The organism is Kocuria sp. KSNUG (assembly GCF_049532735.1).
In the GTDB taxonomy this organism is placed as follows: Bacteria; Actinomycetota; Actinomycetes; order Actinomycetales; family Micrococcaceae; genus Kocuria; species Kocuria rhizophila.
The window spans coordinates 2,672,447-2,689,264 of sequence record NZ_CP150981.1; the positions used below are offsets into that span (position 1 = coordinate 2,672,447).

13 protein-coding genes are annotated in these 16,818 nt (G+C 66.4%); 12 read left to right on the forward strand and 1 reads right to left on the reverse strand.

From position 1 onward, the window contains the following. Positions 1-57: 57 nt before the first annotated feature. Positions 58-669 carry a nucleotidyltransferase domain-containing protein gene (locus tag AABM36_RS11745; RefSeq protein WP_423446431.1) on the forward strand — a complete coding sequence of 204 codons (612 nt, stop codon included), beginning with the start codon at positions 58-60 and terminating at the stop codon, positions 667-669. Then, positions 669-1,049 (forward strand): hypothetical protein, encoded by a 381-nt coding sequence (locus tag AABM36_RS11750; protein WP_423446433.1) that lies wholly within the window; start codon positions 669-671, stop codon positions 1,047-1,049. Before AABM36_RS11745 ends, AABM36_RS11750 begins: the two co-directional genes overlap by 1 nt. An 18-nt stretch (positions 1,050-1,067) precedes the next feature. On the opposite strand, the gene AABM36_RS11755 is transcribed toward AABM36_RS11750, so the two are convergent. Then, positions 1,068-2,060 carry a hypothetical protein gene (locus tag AABM36_RS11755; RefSeq protein WP_423446435.1) on the reverse strand — a complete coding sequence of 331 codons (993 nt, stop codon included), beginning with the start codon at positions 2,058-2,060 and terminating at the stop codon, positions 1,068-1,070. 504 nt (positions 2,061-2,564) lie between these two features. Between AABM36_RS11755 and AABM36_RS11760 the strand changes: the two genes are divergently transcribed. From AABM36_RS11760 to AABM36_RS11805, 10 genes are all read left to right on the forward strand, one after another. Continuing rightward, positions 2,565-3,785, forward strand: a complete 1,221-nt coding sequence (locus tag AABM36_RS11760) for an IS110 family transposase (protein ID WP_423446436.1) — start codon at positions 2,565-2,567, stop codon at positions 3,783-3,785. A 46-nt stretch (positions 3,786-3,831) separates the two neighbouring features. Next, on the forward strand, positions 3,832-5,805 hold the full coding sequence (locus tag AABM36_RS11765; RefSeq protein WP_423446438.1) for a type I restriction-modification system subunit M: 1,974 nt from the start codon (positions 3,832-3,834) through the stop codon (positions 5,803-5,805). Continuing rightward, a complete protein-coding gene (locus AABM36_RS11770; protein ID WP_423446440.1) occupies positions 5,805-7,127 on the forward strand; it encodes a restriction endonuclease subunit S in 1,323 nt (440 codons plus the stop codon). Before AABM36_RS11765 ends, AABM36_RS11770 begins: the two co-directional genes overlap by 1 nt. Before the next feature lie 9 nt (positions 7,128-7,136). Then, positions 7,137-10,337 carry a type I restriction endonuclease subunit R gene (locus AABM36_RS11775; protein WP_423446442.1) on the forward strand — a complete coding sequence of 1,067 codons (3,201 nt, stop codon included), beginning with the start codon at positions 7,137-7,139 and terminating at the stop codon, positions 10,335-10,337. 226 nt (positions 10,338-10,563) lie between these two features. Next, positions 10,564-10,860 carry a hypothetical protein gene (locus AABM36_RS11780; protein ID WP_423446444.1) on the forward strand — a complete coding sequence of 99 codons (297 nt, stop codon included), beginning with the start codon at positions 10,564-10,566 and terminating at the stop codon, positions 10,858-10,860. Positions 10,861-10,983: 123 nt separating this feature from the next. After that, positions 10,984-11,217, forward strand: coding sequence for a hypothetical protein (locus AABM36_RS11785; RefSeq protein ID WP_423446445.1), 234 nt, complete (start codon positions 10,984-10,986; stop codon positions 11,215-11,217). A 315-nt stretch (positions 11,218-11,532) separates the two neighbouring features. Then, positions 11,533-12,741 carry a TAXI family TRAP transporter solute-binding subunit gene (locus AABM36_RS11790; protein ID WP_406018265.1) on the forward strand — a complete coding sequence of 403 codons (1,209 nt, stop codon included), beginning with the start codon at positions 11,533-11,535 and terminating at the stop codon, positions 12,739-12,741. Beyond that, positions 12,738-14,927, forward strand: a complete 2,190-nt coding sequence (locus AABM36_RS11795; protein WP_423446447.1) for a TRAP transporter permease — start codon at positions 12,738-12,740, stop codon at positions 14,925-14,927. The genes AABM36_RS11790 and AABM36_RS11795 overlap by 4 nt, the downstream gene beginning before the upstream one ends. A gap of 172 nt (positions 14,928-15,099) precedes the next feature. After that, a complete protein-coding gene (locus tag AABM36_RS11800) occupies positions 15,100-15,942 on the forward strand; it encodes an enoyl-CoA hydratase/isomerase family protein (protein WP_423446449.1) in 843 nt (280 codons plus the stop codon). Then, positions 15,939-16,814, forward strand: a complete 876-nt coding sequence (locus AABM36_RS11805) for a 3-hydroxyacyl-CoA dehydrogenase family protein (RefSeq protein ID WP_423446451.1) — start codon at positions 15,939-15,941, stop codon at positions 16,812-16,814. Before AABM36_RS11800 ends, AABM36_RS11805 begins: the two co-directional genes overlap by 4 nt. Positions 16,815-16,818 lie beyond the last annotated feature (4 nt).

Here is a 16,818-nt window from a genome sequence, read left to right on the forward strand (position 1 = left end):
TGACGCGGAGGCCATTGGGAGCTCGAACGCGTACAATAGTGAGCGATAGGAGGTGCCATGCAACTGCAGAATCCGCTTCGGGCGCTGTGCCCCACCCTGGAATCGGAGATCCTTCTGGCGCTCGCTCAGGAAGATGGCCTCACCCCGGGCCAGCTGGTACGGAGCAAAGGCATCGCGGGATCCGTCTCGGGCGCCCGGAGGTGCCTGGAACGGCTCACCAGTGGGGGTCTGGTCCGTGAACACTCGGTCGGGAACCGACGGGAATATTCGCTCAACAAGGAGCACCTTCTGGCCGGAGTGGTGAGCCAGGCAGTAAACGCTCGCGCCCAGTTCTTGTCCGAACTGCAGTCCCGGATCGCCCGGTGGAGCACCAACCCCGTGCAGGTCACACTGTTCGGTTCCGCAGCTCGCGGAGACATGAGGGACGACTCCGACATCGACCTCCTCGTCATTGTGGAGGACGACCCGGACGACGAGTTCTTCGAGGACCTGAACGACCTCGCCATCCATGCCAACGCGCTGACCGGGAACGATGTTCGCCCTCTGGTCTACGAAATCTCCGAGGTCCTACCCGCACCGATCTTCGACTCGATCTTGCGGGACGGTGTCCACGTGTACGGAGACCAGCAGTGGCTGCGGCAGCGAGTGGGCCTGACGGTGGCAGCCTGATGTCCGCTCGATCGGATGCACTCGCTCGCCTGGCAGATGCCCAGGCGTTTCTCGACGCCGCTGAGACCATCATGGTGATGCACCCTCAGGTCGAGTACGCGGATGTCGTGGCTACCAACGCCATACATGCTGGGATCGCAGCCTCGGATGCCCTCTGCCTCATCACCCTGGGAGGGCATTCCAAGGCAGGCAACGACGTTGACGCCGTACGGTACCTCCGCTCTGCTGGCGGTGACCACACCACCCTTGGTCGCCTGCTCACCCTGAAGACACGCGCCGGGTACGGAGTCCAGAGTCTGACAGTGGCGAACGCGACGAGGTGCATCGAGTGGGCGAAGAAACTGGTGGCTGCTGCCGAAACGAAGGTTTCCCCGCCGTGAGTCAGCGAGAGTCCTGCGTCAAGAACGTGGCGCGACCCCATCGACATACAGACACCTCACGGCCTCAGCGAACTGGTCCAGACGTAGCCGCATGTGGCCCCGCCGCACCGGGGCGCGAAGGCCCAGGTCAGCTTTCCTGTAGTCCACATTGTGCAGCGGCACCAGGCGAGGGCGGGTTCTGTTGATCCAGGGCCAGCGTTCGATGGCGTCGTCATTTCGCACCTGACCTCGGAACAGGGGAATGTCCGTCTTCCACTCCGCCTCACCTGTTATCTCCACGATGGCGTAGCAGTCGTTGGTATCTCCCGCGCAGATCAACACCAGATCGCCAGCCCTGAACCCCGGGCGACCGCTTTTGGGGCTCGCAAAGAAGTACGGAGCCAACCATGCCTCTGGCTTTGGCTCCCCGTACTCGACCTTGATCCACAGCTCTCGTTCCCCACTCTGCGCATCCAGGAGCACTTGCTCGGCCGCGCGGCGCAATTCAGTAGGGTCGGCTGGGTCCGGCATCCGCCCCGGCATGGGGGCGACGCTCCGCGCCCTCTGCTCCAAATCATCCAGGTCTGCGTCGGAAACCACGTGGGCGGGCCAGCCTTCGATGGTGGCTCGCAGAGCTGCCACCTGATCGGGTGCCAGCTCCACACCGATTTCGCGATTCGGCTCGGCGGCGTATCCCAGGCCAGCGCCCGTGAGATTTCCGGAACCCACGAGTCCCTGCTCCCCCACCAGGAAGCACTTGGCGTGCAACCGCTTCACGTGGCGCAGCTCCACCCCCGCGGCGGCAAGCCTTCTCAAGCCCTCCACCGAAAGGTACCCCTGGGCCGCCGCGAAGGGGTCCAGGACGGTGCAGAGGATGATCTCCCGAGTGGATTCCTGCGCGGCGCGCGCCACCCGTGCGCACTCTGTGAAGGACAGGTACGGGCTGGTCAGCAGCACGTCGCCCTCATCGGACTGCAGGGCATTCTCAAGCCAGAGGCCCGCATGCTCAACGACCGTTCCATTCGTGTGCATGGAACCATCTTAATGATGAAAACCACGAGCCGGCAGACTCCACTCCGAGCTGGCTGCCCTGCCTTCAACCAGGAGTGCTCCTGATCTGTCCCCTCAGTTGATCAGCAGGCTTCCGAAAAATTATGAGCAACTGAGTTACTCATAAAAATGCGACGGCACATTATGAGTTACGCACCCACAGCGGCACCCCGGCGCCTCCACCCAAAGGCTCGCACGACGCTGCTCCCCCGGCTTCCGCGCCCCGGCACCCGCGCGCCTTACACTCGCAGTACCCGTTACCTTGTGAGTGCCTCCGATGGTCGGGGGTCTGGTCGCTCGGCCGGGTATGGCTTTGTTGCCCTGCCATTGATGGTCCGGGGGGTGTTGCCGCCCGGTCGAGAGACACGCGTTGACCGCTGATAGGGACACGGCCCGCCGCCGTGGTGGCGAGGTCTCTTCGTAACGTGGGTGCCGGCATCGGGTGTCAAGACTGCGACCAGCGATGGTGTGCCAAGGAGGCTCATCATGGAGAACCGTTTCGCGGTGATCATCGGCCTGGATGTGGGCAAGACCGCCCACCACGGGTGCGCGCTGGATGCGACCGGGCACAGACTGTTCGACAAACCCCTCCCGCAGGACGAGACCCAGCTGCGTGAGTTGTTCACCAGCTTGCAGGAGCGTGGTGAGGTGCTGATGGTCGTGGACCAGCCCAACACCATCGGGGCGTTGCCGATCGCGGTGGCCAGAGACACCGGCTGCGCTGTGGCTTATCTTCCCGGGTTAGCTATGCGAAAGGCAGCAGACCTGTATCCGGGAAGATCGAAGACCGACGCCAGAGACGCGTTCATCATCGCCGACACCGCCCGCACCATGCCCCACACGCTGCGGCAGGTCGACCATGACAACGAGGTCCTCTCCGCGCTGAAAGTCCTCGCCGGGTTCGACGAGGACCTCGCCCACGAGACCACCAGGGCGTTGAACCGGATCCGTTCGCTGCTCACCCAGATCCACCCCGCACTAGAACGTGTCTTCCCCGGCGGGACCCTCTCCACCGACCTCGTGCTGGAGCTGCTAGAGAAGTTCGGAGGCCCCACCGGGTTCACGTCCGCTGGGCGGGGGCGGGTTTTGAGGTTCGCTCGTTCCCATTCTCGCCGCGATCCCTCTGCGCTGGTCGAGAAGATCTTCACGGCGCTGAGCGAGCAGACCGTGACAGTGCCGGCGACCGCGGCGGTCGAGCTCGTGATCCCCAGGGTGGCCGGGCAGGTCAAGGAGTTGAAAGCGCAACGGGCCACGGTCGCCCACGAAGTCGAGGCCATGCTGGAGGACTTCCCTCTCGCCTCGGTCTTGATGAGCATGCCGGGGATCGGCATCAAGACCGCAGCCCAGATCCTCCTCGCGATCGGCGATGGCACCGGGTTCGAGACCGCGGGCCACCTGGCCGCGTATGCGGGCATCGCCCCGATCACACGGCGATCAGGGACGTCGATCCGTGGTGAGTTCCCCGCTCGTTCGGGCAACAAACGATTGAAGAACGCACTGTTCTACTCCGCGTGGATCGCCTCGAATCGCGACCCGATCTCGAAGGCCTACTACGATCGCAAACGAGCCGAAGGAAAACGACACAACGCCGCCGTGATCTGCCTGGCCCGTCGTCGTTGCAACGTCATCTTCGCGATGCTCCGCAACGGCACCTACTACCAACCACCCACCGCCCCTACCCCCGAACCAACCGCTCTCGCGGCTTGACTCGGAACATAGGGACACCCCCCGATCACCACGTAAGGCCCCACAAGTGTTCAACCACGCATCCTTCATCTGGGGTGCCGCGGACATCCTCCGCGGCACCTACAAGCAGCACGAGTACGGGGATGTGATCCTGCCGTTCACGGTCCTCTTCCGCCTGGATGCGGTGCTGGCCCCCACGAAAGAGGCGGTGCTGGAGGCCATCGGCCCCATGTACGTGGGGGTGGAGCCGCCCATCGCCATGCTCCGCAACCGCGCGGGCCACACCTACAGCTTCTTCAACCGCTCGCAGCACGACCTCAAGTCCATGCAGGGCGATCCGGACAACCTGGAGGAGAACCTCCGGGACTACGTGAACGCGTTCTCCCCGAACGTTCGCGAAATTTTCCAGAAGTACCGGTTCGAGGACACCATCGTGGACCTCGCCAATCACGACCTGCTGCTGCAGATCCTCCAGCACTTCTCCAAGGCCAACCTCCACCCGGACGCGGTCAGCAACGACCAGATGGGCCACATCTTCGAGGAGCTGATCCGCAAGTTCGCGGAGGCCTCCAACGAGACCGCGGGTGAGCACTTCACCCCGCGCGAGGTCATCGACCTCATGGTCACCCTGCTGCTCACGGACGACGCGGACCTCACCGTCCCCGGCCTGATCCGCGAGGTGTACGACCCCACGGCCGGCACCGGCGGCATGCTCTCCGTGGCGGACGACAAGATCACCGCCCTGAACCCGTCCGCGCAGGTGAACCTGCTGGGCCAGGAGATCAACCCCGCGTCCTACGCCATCTGCAAGGCGGACATGGTGGTCAAGGGCCAGCCGATCGACAACATCGTGCTGGGCAACACCCTCACCGAGCCCGCGTTCCGGGGCCGCACGTTCCACTACTGCCTCTCCAACCCGCCGTTCGGGGTGGACTGGAAGCAGAACCGCAAGGAGGTGGAGCGCGAGCACACGGTCGCGGGCTTCGGCGGCCGTTTTGGCCCCGGCCTGCCCCGCGTCTCGGACGGCTCGCTGCTGTTCCTCATGCACATGATCTCCAAGATGCGCGAGCCGGGCTCCGCAGACGAGAACCAGGCGGCCGGCCGCGCGGCCATCGTGCTCAACGGCTCCCCGCTGTTCACCGGCGGCGCGGGCTCCGGCGAGTCGAACATCCGCAAGTGGGTCCTGGAGAACGACTACCTGGAGGCCATCATCGGCCTGCCCACGGACATGTTCTACAACACGGGCATCTCCACGTACGTGTGGCTGCTGTCCAAGGACAAGCCCGAGGAGCGCCGCGGCAAGGTCCAGCTGATCGACGCCACGGACATGTTCGTGAAGATGCGCAAATCGGTGGGCTCCAAGCGCAAGCAGCTCTCCGTGGAGAACATCGCGGAGATCGCCCAGCTCTACCGGGACTTCACGGAGACCAAATGCTCCAAGATCTTCCGCACCGAGGACTTCTTCTACCGCACCATTACGGTGGAGCGCCCGCTCAAGCTCAACTTCGCGTGCACGCCCGAGCGCATCGAGCGCGTCATGGCCGCCAAGCAGGTCTCCAAGCTCCCTGACGACGACGCCGCTGCGCTCCGTTCCGCACTCACCGGCCTGTCCCAGCGTGGAGACGGCACGGTCGGCACCAACCGCGCGCGGTTCACCAATGAGTTCATGGAAGCCGCCACCGAAGCAGGCCTGCGGTTGAAGCCGGCCCTGGTGAAGGTGATCGTGAACGAGCTGAGCGAGCGGGACGAGGACGGCGAGCTGCAGACCGGTCGCCTCAACCAGCCCGAGGCCGACTCCACGCTGCGGGACACCGAAAACGTCCCCTGGGACGAGGACATCCACGAGTACCTGGAGCGCGAGGTCAAGCCCTTCGTTCCGGACGCGTGGATTGACGAGTCCAAGACCAAGGAGGGCGCGGAGATCCCCTTCACCCGCCACTTCTACGAGTACGTCCCACCCCGCCCGCTGGAGGAGATCGACCGAGACCTGGACGAGGTCCTGGGCCGCATCCACGCGCGACTGGAGGAGGTCAAGAGGTGATGACTACCAGCTTCAACGAATCTGTCACAACGCTTGCAACCCACCGCGGGTGGGCCACCACGCCGTTGAAATTCCTATTTCGGCGCAGCAAAAAATTGGGAGACGGGTCCGAGCAACTGTTGTCAATCTACCGTGACCATGGCGTCATCCCCAAGAACAGCCGTTCCGACAACTTCAACAAGGCATCAGACGACCTCAGCAAGTACCAGAAGGTCGATATGGGCGATCTAGTCGTCAACAAGATGAAAGCCTGGCAAGGCTCGGTTGCCATCTCAGATCATGCTGGCATCATCAGCCCCGCCTATTTCGTCTACCGCCCTGCACTCACGGCAGGCATGAACACTAGGTATTTACACTATCTACTACGTTCGGGCCTTTTTTTCCAGCACTACGGCAGTATCTCGACGGGCGTGCGGCCCAACCAATGGGACCTAGATCCTGCCGCTTTCGAGCGCACCCTCCTGTTCCGACCGCCCATCGCCTCACAGGACGCGATCGCGGACTACCTCGACCACGAGACCGCCGAAATCGACAAACTCATCGCGGATCTTCAGTCATTCGACACCATTTACACAGAGCGGCAAATGGCGCAGGTTTCCGACCTCATTGCATACCCGGCTGATCTCAGCACGTCCCACGGGTGCGCTTCTGGCATCGTGAAAGCTAAGTACCTGGGGGACATCGCCCTGGGGAAGATGCTCGACGCGCGGCAGGAAGACGCGGATTCCACCACGCACCCCTATTTGCGAGCAGCCAACGTGCAGCCAATGGGGAAGCTGGCCCTCGAAGACATCAAGCACATGCGCTTCACCCATCGCGAGGCTGCGCATTTGACTATCAAAGGTGGGGACGTACTTGTCGTAGAGGGTGGCGTCGGTGGTTACGGTCGGGCTGCGTATGTTTCTGAGGATATTCCTGAAACTGGCTTTCAAAACTCGATCCTCCGACTAAGGCCCAATGCCCACGCAGATGGCAGGTTCATCACATATGCACTTCTTCTTCTACGTCACCGGGGATACATGAAGATGGCCGCGTCAGTGACGTCCATGCCGCATTTCACCGTGGACAAACTTGCGAACACTCCTATCCCACTCATGGACCTCACACGGCAGACCGAAATCGCCGACGAACTTGATGCTATGTGGCAACGCGTGGACGCAGTGCGGGACGAGGGGAAGCGAGCCATCGCCCTCGCCCGCCAGCGCCGCGCCGCCCTCATCACGGCGGCGGTCACGGGTCAGATCGACGTCACCGCACGGAACAAGCCCGCCGCGGAGCAGCTGGAAGACGACATCGCACAGGGTCTGCACAGGGAGAACTAGGGAGAGCCCATGAGTCAGCAGCACCAGGAGAAGAAGCTCCAGCAGGAGATCGCCACCTACCTCGCGGAGCACGGGTGGCTCCACTCCCCCAGCTCGGAGGGGTACGACAAGGAGCGCGCGATCTTCCCCGAGGACGTCCTGGGCTGGCTCGAGGACACGGACCCGGAGAACTTCGCCAAGGTCGTCCCACCCCACTGTGACGATGCCGCCCGGGCCAAGGGCGAGCGTCGCATCCTGGACCGGCTCGCCAGTCAGCTCTCCCAGCCCGAGCGGGATGGCGGCGGGGTGCTGAACGTGCTCCGCAAGGGGTTCCTGGTGCCCGGTGCCCGCCGCTTCAAGATGCTGCAGATGCCTCCGGCGGATGACCGCAACCCCCAGATTGCCGCTCGCTACGCGCAGAACCGGCTGCGCGTGGTCCAGGAGGTCGTGTACTCCACCCGCAAGGCGGACCGGATCGACCTGGTGTTCTTCCTCAACGGCCTGCCCGTGGCCACGGTGGAGATCAAGACCGACTTCACCCAGTCGCTCCAAGCCGCGATCAAGCAGTACGAGAACGACCGCACGCCCGCCGGTGAGCCCCTGCTGACCCCGTTCCGGGGCGCGCTCGTGCACTTCGCGCTCACGGACCACGACGTCTACATGACCACCGAGCTGAAGGGCCCGGGGACCTCGTTCCTGCCCTTCAACCGCGGCCACCACAACGGCGCGGGCAACCCGCCCAACCCGCACGGTGCGCGCTCCTCGTACTTCTGGGAGGAGACCCTGCAGCGGGACACGTGGCTGAGCATCCTCACCAAGTTCGTGTACGTGAACCACCAGAAGAAGGTGGATCCGCGCACGGGTGCGGAGATCGACCTTGCTCAGATCCGCTTCCCCCGCTACCACCAGTGGCGCGCGGTCAGCCGGCTCACCGCCGCCGCCCGGGAGGACGGCCCGGGCCACAAGTACCTCATCCAGCACTCCGCCGGTTCCGGCAAGACGGACTCCATTGCGTGGACCGCCCATCGCATGGCCACCCTCCACACCGCGGCGGGCGAGAAGGTGTTCGACACCGTCTTCGTGATCGCTGACCGCCAGGTGCTGGACCGCCAGCTCCAGGACGCCGTGGACCAGCTGGTCAACAGCACGGGACAGTTCCAGCCCATCACCTCGGGCTCGGAGGGTTCCAAGACCGGGCAGCTCATCGAGGCGCTCTCGGCGGGGGTGCCCATCATCGGAGTGACCCTGCAGACCTTCCCCTATGCACTCTCCAAGATCCAGGAGGAGGGCGGCTCGTTCGCAGGTAAGCGCTTTGCGGTGATCGCGGACGAGGCCCACTCCTCGCAGTCCGGCAACGCGGCCAGCGCGGTCAAGGAGCTGCTGTACCTCAACGACCCCACCGCGGCCACGGGCACAGACTCCCCCGCAGTGGACGAGAACGGCGAGCTGGAACCGGGCGCCGATCAGGACGCCCTGGTCCGCATGGCCGCCCAGGCGGACGACGGCCACCGGATCAGCTACTTCGCGTTCACCGCGACCCCCAAGGCCAAGACCATCGAGCTCTTCGGCACCCCCAACGAGGCCGGCAAGAAGGAGCCGTTCGACCTCTACTCCATGAAGCAGGCCATCCAGGAAGGCTTCATCCTGGACGTGCTGAAGAACTACACCACCTACGAGCGCGTGGCCAAGATCGCGCTTCGGGGTTCGGACCCCGCGAACGTGCCCGGCGGGAACGGGACGAACGGCGGGGAGGGCGCGGGAGCGGCGTCGTCGTCCGGGGAGAATGCGGATGGCGGCGAGGTGGACGTGCGCCGGGGCACGCGCGCGTACATCGGGTTCGTGGAGCTGCACCCCACGAACGTGAGCTCCAAGGTGGACGTGATCGTCAAGCACTACCTCACCACTGTGCAGCCCGCGCTGAACGGGCGCGGCAAGGCCATGGTGGTCACCGGCTCGCGCGCGGCCGCGGTGCAGTACCAGCGCGCGTTCCAGCGCCACATCGAGCGCGAGAACCTGCCGCTGAAGACCCTGGTGGCGTTCTCCGGCGCGCTGCCGGACCCGGACGTGGCGGTGATCGGGGACGGCGAGCGCCCCGAGGTGACCGAGGCGTCCATGAACCCGGACGTGCGCGGGCGGGACCTCGCGGCGGTGTTCAACCAGGACGACCAGAACATCCTGATCGTCGCGAACAAGTACCAGACCGGCTTCGATCAACCCCTGCTGGTTGGCATGTACGTGGACAAGCAGCTCTCCGGCATCGCCGCCGTGCAGACGCTGTCCCGGCTCAACCGCCGCATGGACGGCAAGACGGACACGTACGTGCTGGACTTCGTGAACGACCCGGACCAGATCCTCGCCGCGTTCCAGGAGTACTACGAGGACGCCGAGATCAAGACTCCCTCGGACCTGGACCTGGTGATCAAGCAGCTGGAGAAGCTCAAGGCCGCCGCCATCTTCACGGAGGCGGAGGTCGATCAGGTGTGGCAGGCGTGGAACCACGTCCACGGCCGCCACACCGCGCTGCTCCCGGGCCTGGACCCCGCCGTCTCCCGTTTCATGGACCGCTGGGACCGCGCGGGCGACGACGCCGCAGAGCGGGACACGCTTGAGGAGTTCCGTTCCCTGCTGGGCCAGTACGTGACGTCCTACGCGTTCTTCTCGCAGATCCTCAACTTCGGGGACCCGGAGTTCATCAAGCTCTCCGTGTTCGCGGACCTGCTGGGGCGCCAGCTCAACGCCAGGCTGGACACCGAGATCCCCGAGACGGTCACCGCGGAGGACGTGGTGCTCACGCACTACCACCTGGAGAAGCAGCGCGAAGAAGACTTGAAATTACAGGAAGACCAGGCCGAGGGGCTGCGCGGGCTCACCGAGGTGGGCATGAGCAAGCAGGCGGAGCGCGAACGTGCCGCCAAGGCCGAGCTGGTGGAGAAGGTCAACAAGTACCTGGGCGGGCTGGATGCCTCGGACGAGTACAAGGTCACCTCCGTGGAGCTGTGGCTCACCCCGGCCCAGGAGAACGAGAACCTCCGCCAGCAGGCCCGCAACAACACGCCAGCGGACTTCGCCCGCTCCCCCGAGCTGCGGGTGGTGCTGGAGGACAGCGTGTGGCGGCACAACGACCTCTCCGAGAAGTTCGCGAAGCTCCTGCAGGACATGCCCACCGACGAGCTGGTGTCCCTGGCCATGGCGGCGGGGTTCTACGAGCGGCTGCGGGGGCAGGCGGGGTAGGGCGCGGAGGCCTCCGTGGTGCCTGGGCCTCCGTGGTGTCTGGCGACCATGTGCTGGCCGTCTTCTCGGCAGACCTCTCGGCTGAGGGCAGGCGGGGGCGCGGCAGACGGCCAACGGCCGGGGAGAGTGGCCGTTCGGCTGATGCGCTGTCCGCTCGGGTCTGTCAGCGTGGAGGAAGACCAGCCCACGCCTCGCGCCATGCGGGGCCAGCACCCGAGGAGCGCCCGTGAACCAGATCGAGAAATTCCTGCCCGGGATCATCTCCCTGCTGTGCGTGGTGGTTGCGCTGCTCCTGCAATTCGTGTGGCACGAGAGCACCTGGGCGCTCATGGTGGGTCTGCTGGGGCTCATGATCGGGCAGATTCCAGCACCGGGCACGGCGGCCCGAAAGCGGGCGGCGCAGGAGGCCGCGCGAAACCGTGAGGAGCGCAGGGTCCGGGACCAGCGGCGTCGTCTGCTGGCGGATGTGCAGGCCTATCGCCACACCGTGGCAGAAGGGGAGGCCACAGATGCACGGCACTGACACCGAGCGCGATGAGTCGAGACGCCATCCAACCGCTGATCAGCCTCGAACGGGGGAACTACAGCCTCAGACGCCGCGGGCGGAGGATCTCTGCCAGGCGCCCGTCGAATCTACGATGAAGACATGAACGAGACGTTCCCCTGGATGCAGGACCTCTCCCCGCAGGGGCGGGCGGACTGCGCACATGACATTCTGCAGGCCGCACGGCTGTCGTCCTCAACCGGGCAGCCGCACCTGGCCGTCGCCGAACTCACCTCGTGGAAAGAAACGGCCACCGCCCTGGCCGCCGGCCTTCGCAACGACCCCGTGGAGTGGCTGGACGACGACGAACCCGTCGAGCGGCCCACCAAGGGGTGAGGATCTCCGGCCTTTTCCCGCAGGTGCATGCACGGAAGAGTGCCTGAGGCCCATCCCAGTGGCTGGGCCTGACCCTTTCGCGCCGCGCCACGAGCGCACTTCCTGAGAGCGCCAACGGCACTCACCCGTGTCGCAACCCGGCGCGGCGTTGTCCACCCCAACCACCACTGATACCCGTTACGCATAAAACTCGCGAGTAAGTGTCGTGGATCACTCCATGGCTGTATGAATGAGAACCTCCGGTTCCCCTGGCCGCACCCTCTGGGCGGGAAGCAGGGCCCGGTTGATCCGTCGGACCAGTTCAGTGGAGGCACCATGCCGCGTACCCTCAACCGCCGCGCGCTCCTGGCCGCAGCGGCGTCGTTACCCGTGCTGGCCGGCGTGGCCGGGTGCTCGGGCGGCTCGACGGCCGCCGGGGGCTCCCAGCAGCTCGTGTGGTCCACGTTCGGGGTGGGCACGGGCACGTACAACGACCTCGCCGCGGTGGCCAACACCTTGACTCAGAAGACGGGCCGGCAGATCCGGCTGATGACCTCGGACACCGGCATCGGGCGCCTGGCGCCGCTGATCAACGGGACGGCGCAGTACTCGCGCACGGGGGACGAGTACTACTACGCGTTCGAGGGCAACGACGAGTACTGCTCCGAGCAGTGGGGTCCGCAGGCCGTGCGTCTGGTGTGGACTCCCCCGGGCAACTACGGGGTGCTGGTGCGCAAGGACAGCGGCATCGAGACCGTGGCGGACCTCAAGGGCCGGAAGTTCCCCAAGCTGATCGCGAGCACGTCCATCAACCGCAAGATGGAGGCGATCCTCAACTTCGGCGGCCTCACGGGCAAGGACGTCCAGATGGTGGATGTGACATACAGCGGCCAGATCGAGGCGCTGAAGACCGGGCAGATCGACACCCTGTATCAGAACGTGGTGGGCGCCAACGTGTCCGAGCTGGCGTCCCAGTACCCCATCCGCTGGCTGGACCTGGGCGGGGGCACACCCTCCCAGTACGCCACGTGGAAGGAGCTCGCCCCCATGGTCAAGCCCGGCGAGTTCTCCAAGGGCGCGGGCCTGGCCGAGGGCGAGACGGCGGTGAACATGCAGTACACCATCCCGATGGTGGCCCGGGCGGACCGGCCCCACGAGGAAGTTGCCTCTCTGGTGGCTGACATGGACCGCTACTACCCCGACTACAAGGACACCACCCCGGACGCCCACCGCTTCGGCGCGGACCAGATCCAGCTCACACCCCTGGTGATCCCGTTCCACGACGCCATGGTGGAGTTCCTCGAGCGCAAGGGCCGCTGGAGCAAGGAGCTGCAGACCCGCCAGGACGCCCTGCTGGAGCGCGAGCGCGACATGCACGAGGCCTGGCCCGCGTTCTGGCAGGACCACAAGGACCAGGAGGACCCCAAGGCCGCGCGCAAGGAGTGGGTGGACTGGAAGAAGTCCAACCTCCCCGAACTCCCGGAGACCCCCGGCACCCTGCCCGGCACGTCCTCCACCACCGCACCCTCCGGAGGCCACGCATGAGCACCCCCTACCAGGCTGGCGACGCCGCCGGCCCCACCAGTGCCGCGGGTCCCGCTGGCACCGCTGGCCCCATCACCGCCCCCGGGCCGGCCATCGACCCCCGCACCGGCGCTGAGATCACCGCCACGCGCCTGCACCCGCACGCCGCGGGCGCTGGCAGCTCCGCGTCCGCCGCCGCCTCCGGGGACGACGCCGCCCAGCCCACCATGCCCTCGGACGTCTCCCTGCACGACGCGAGCCCGCGCCTGACGCCGTTCTGGCGCAGCCTGGTGATCGTGCTGACCGTGGTGGGCGTGCTGCTGACCATGAACCAGGTGTTCTTCTGGAACGTGGGCGGGGTGACCATGCCCACCAACTCGTTCCTGTACCTGCTGATCGCGGTGTTCGTGCCGATCGTGTTCATCGTGACGCCCCTGCGCAAGCGATCCCCCGGGTCCGCCGCTCGGCAGCGCCGGGGTGTGCCGTGGTACGACGTCCTGCTGCTGCTGGCCGTGATGGGCACGTGCGGGTACTTCGCGGTGCACGGCATCGAGATCCAGGAGTACGGCTGGCAGTACATGGCCCCCACCCTGGCCACCGTGCTGAGCTTCGTGTTCTGGGCCCTGATCCTGGAGACCCTGCGCCGTGCCGCCGGTCTGGTGGTGCTGGTCATCGCGTTCCTGTTCTCCGTGTACCCGCTGTTCGCGGGGATGATCCCGCTGTCCTTCCTGCAGGGCATCTCCTACGACCTGCCCACCCTGGCCCAGGTGCACACCATGGGCGTGGACAGTGTCCTGGGCCTGCCCCTGCAGACCGCGGGCACCATCCTGGTGGGCTTCCTGCTCTTCGGCGTGGTGCTGCAGCACACCGGCGGCGCGGACTTCTTCCACGAGCTGTCCATGGCCGTGTTCGGCCGCTACCGCGGCGGTTCCGCCAAGGTGGCCGTGGCGAGCTCTGCCGCCATGGGCATGATGAGCGGCTCGGCGGTGTCCAACGTGCTGACCACGGGGCCCATGACCATCCCCGCCATGAAGCGCTCCGGATTCAGCGCCCGGGTGGCCGGCGCCGTGGAGGCCACCGCGTCCTCCGGCGGCTCCATCACCCCGCCCATCATGGGCACTGCCGCGTTCCTCATGGTCTCCTTCGTGGGCGTGCCCTACACCTCCATCCTGGTGGCGGCCACGATCCCCGCGATCCTCTACTACCTGGGGATCTTCCTGCAGATCGACGGCTACGCCGCCCAGCGCGGGCTGCGGGGCACGCCCAAGAACCTGCTCCCCCGCGCCCGCCATGCCCTGGCCATGGGCTGGCCGTACCTGGGTGCGCTGGCCGTGCTCACGGTGCTGCTGTTCACCACGGACTCCGAGGCCCAGGTGCCCTACTGGGTGGTGGCCATCCTGCTGCTGATCGCCCTGATCAAACCGAGCGTCACGTTCGGCCCCCGCCAGTGGGTGGACATGGGCGTGGACGTGGGCAAGACCCTTGCTCAGATCGTGGGGATCATCGCGGGTGTGGGCCTGATCCTGGGCGGGCTCACCGCCACGGGCGTGGCGCTGTCCCTGTCCCGCGATCTGGTGGCCCTGGTGGGCGACAACGTGGTGCTCATCCTGATCGCCGGCGCCGTGGTGTGCTTCGTGCTCGGCATGGGGCTCACGATCTCCGCCGCGTACGTGTTCCTGGCCATCGTGATGGTCCCGGCCGTCACGGCCCTGGGTGTGGACCCGATCGCCGCGCACCTGTTCGTCATCTACTGGGCCTCGGTCTCCTACATCACCCCGCCCGTGGGGCTCGCGGCGTTCGCGGCAGCCGGCATCTCCAAGGCCTCCCCCATGGCCACGTGCTTCTCCGCCATGAAGCTCGGCGCGGTGAAGTACGTGGTGCCGTTCGGGTTCGCGCTCAACCCCGCGCTGGTGGCCCAGGGGGAGCCGATGCACATCGTGCTGGCCTTCCTCTCCAGCCTGGTGGCGGTCTACGCCATCGCCGGGGCCATGGGCGGGTGGCTCACGTTCGTGGAGCGGCAGCTGCCCCTGTACCTGCGGGTCGTTCTCGCCGTGGGCGGATTCATGATGTTCCTGCCCGGCGTGCTCGTCACGGTCATCGGGCTGGCCCTCGTGGTCGCCGCGGCCGCGCTGGCGCGCCTCAGGAAGCCTCGGCCCGTCGTCGACCCCGAGACCGGGGAGATCACCCGGGTTCCCCAGGGCGCGTGACCGGCTGCCGAGCGCAACCCCCGAGCGCGTTGCCCGCACCGCACCGGATTGATGCCGGATCGGAATGAATCCCCCACGAGTGCGGCCCGCGTCACCTTCGCGCGGTATGAAAGAAGGTGACGACGAGCGCGGGCCGCACGATCCCGCACGAGCACAGCAAGGAGAACGCCCCATGAGCACAGAGAACACCGACGTCCTGACCGTGGACGTCACGGACGGGATCGCCCTGGTCACCGTGAACCGGCCGGAGGTGCGCAACGCGATCAACGCCACCGTGCTGCGGGCCATCACCGAGACCCTCGCGCAGCTCGCGGAGGACGACGGCATGCAGGTTCTGGTCTTCACGGGCGCCGGGGACAAGGCGTTCGTGGCGGGCGCGGACATCAACGAGCTTGCGGTGCGCACGCCCAAGGACGGGCTGAAGGCCACCATGCAGGGCGTGTACGAGCAGGTGGAGCAGTTCCCCAAGCCCACCATCGCGGCCGTGAACGGCTACGCGTTCGGCGGCGGGCACGAGCTGGCCCTGGCGTGCGACATCCGCGTGGCCTCCACGAACGCGCAGTTCGCGCTGCCCGAGACCGGGCTGGGCATCATGCCCGCCGCGGGCGGCACGCAGCGCCTGGCCAAGCTCGTGGGCCTGGGCCGGGCCACCGAGATCGTGCTGACCGGGCGCCGGGTGAAGGCCGAGGACGCCCTGGCCATGGGCCTCGTGACCCAGGTGGTGGAGCCGGACCAGCTGCTGGACACCGCCCGCGAGACGGCGCAGGCCATCATGGCCAAGGGCCCGCTGGCCATCCAGCTGGCCAAGACCGTGATCCGCCACGGCTTCGACGTGGACCACCAGACCGGGATCCTGCTGGAGCGCCTGGCCCAGTCCGTGCTCTACAGCAGCGCGGAGAAGGCCGAGGGAACCACCGCGTTCCTGGAGAAGCGCACCCCGGATTTCCGCACCGCGGCACAGAAGGACGCGCCGCAGCAGACGCCGCAGAACGTACAGAAGGACGTGAGCAAGTGAGCGAGAACCCGTTGCAGGACATCCGGCACATCACCGTGGTCGGCGCCGGGGCCATGGGCTCCCAGATCGCCATGGTGTGCGCCCTGGCCGGCTACGACACGGACGTGGTGGACATCAAGCAGGAGGCCGTGGACAAGGCGTCCGAGCAGCTGCGCTCCCGCATGGACCGGGACGTCAGCAAGGGCCGGCGCACCCAGCAGGACGTGGACGCGGCGTTCGAGCGCCTGACGTTCTCCACGGACCGGGACGCGTGCGCCGCGCAGGCGGACTTCGTGATCGAGGCCGCGGTGGAGGACCTCACCATCAAGCGCCAGGTCTTCGCGGAGCTGGACGCGGTGTGCCCCGAGCACACCATCCTGGCCACGAACTCCTCCAACATCGTGTCCTCGCGGGTGGCGGATGCCACCAACCGCCCGGAGAAGGTGTGCAACGTGCACTTCTTCAATCCGGCGCTGGTGATGAAGTGCGTGGAGGTGGTCCCCCACGAGGCCACCTCCCGCGAGACCGTGGAGACCGCCATGGAGCTGGCCCGCTCGATCGGCAAGGCCCCCGTGGAGCTCAAGAAGGAGGTCCCGGGCTTCGTGGCCAACCGCCTGCTGGGTGCGCTGCGCTCCGAGGCGCTGAAGCTCTACGAGGACGGCGTGGCGGACTACAAGGACATCGACGTGGCGGCCAAGACCGCCCTGAACCACCCCATGGGCCCGTTCGAGCTCATGGACATGGTGGGCATCGACGTGGTCTACCTGATCCGCCTGGCCGAGTACGAGCAGACGGGTGATCCCGCGAGCCTGCCCGCGGAGTCCGTCAGGGAGAAGTACGAGGCCGGTGACTACGGCCGCAAGACCGGCCACGGCTGGTACGACTACGAGTAGGACC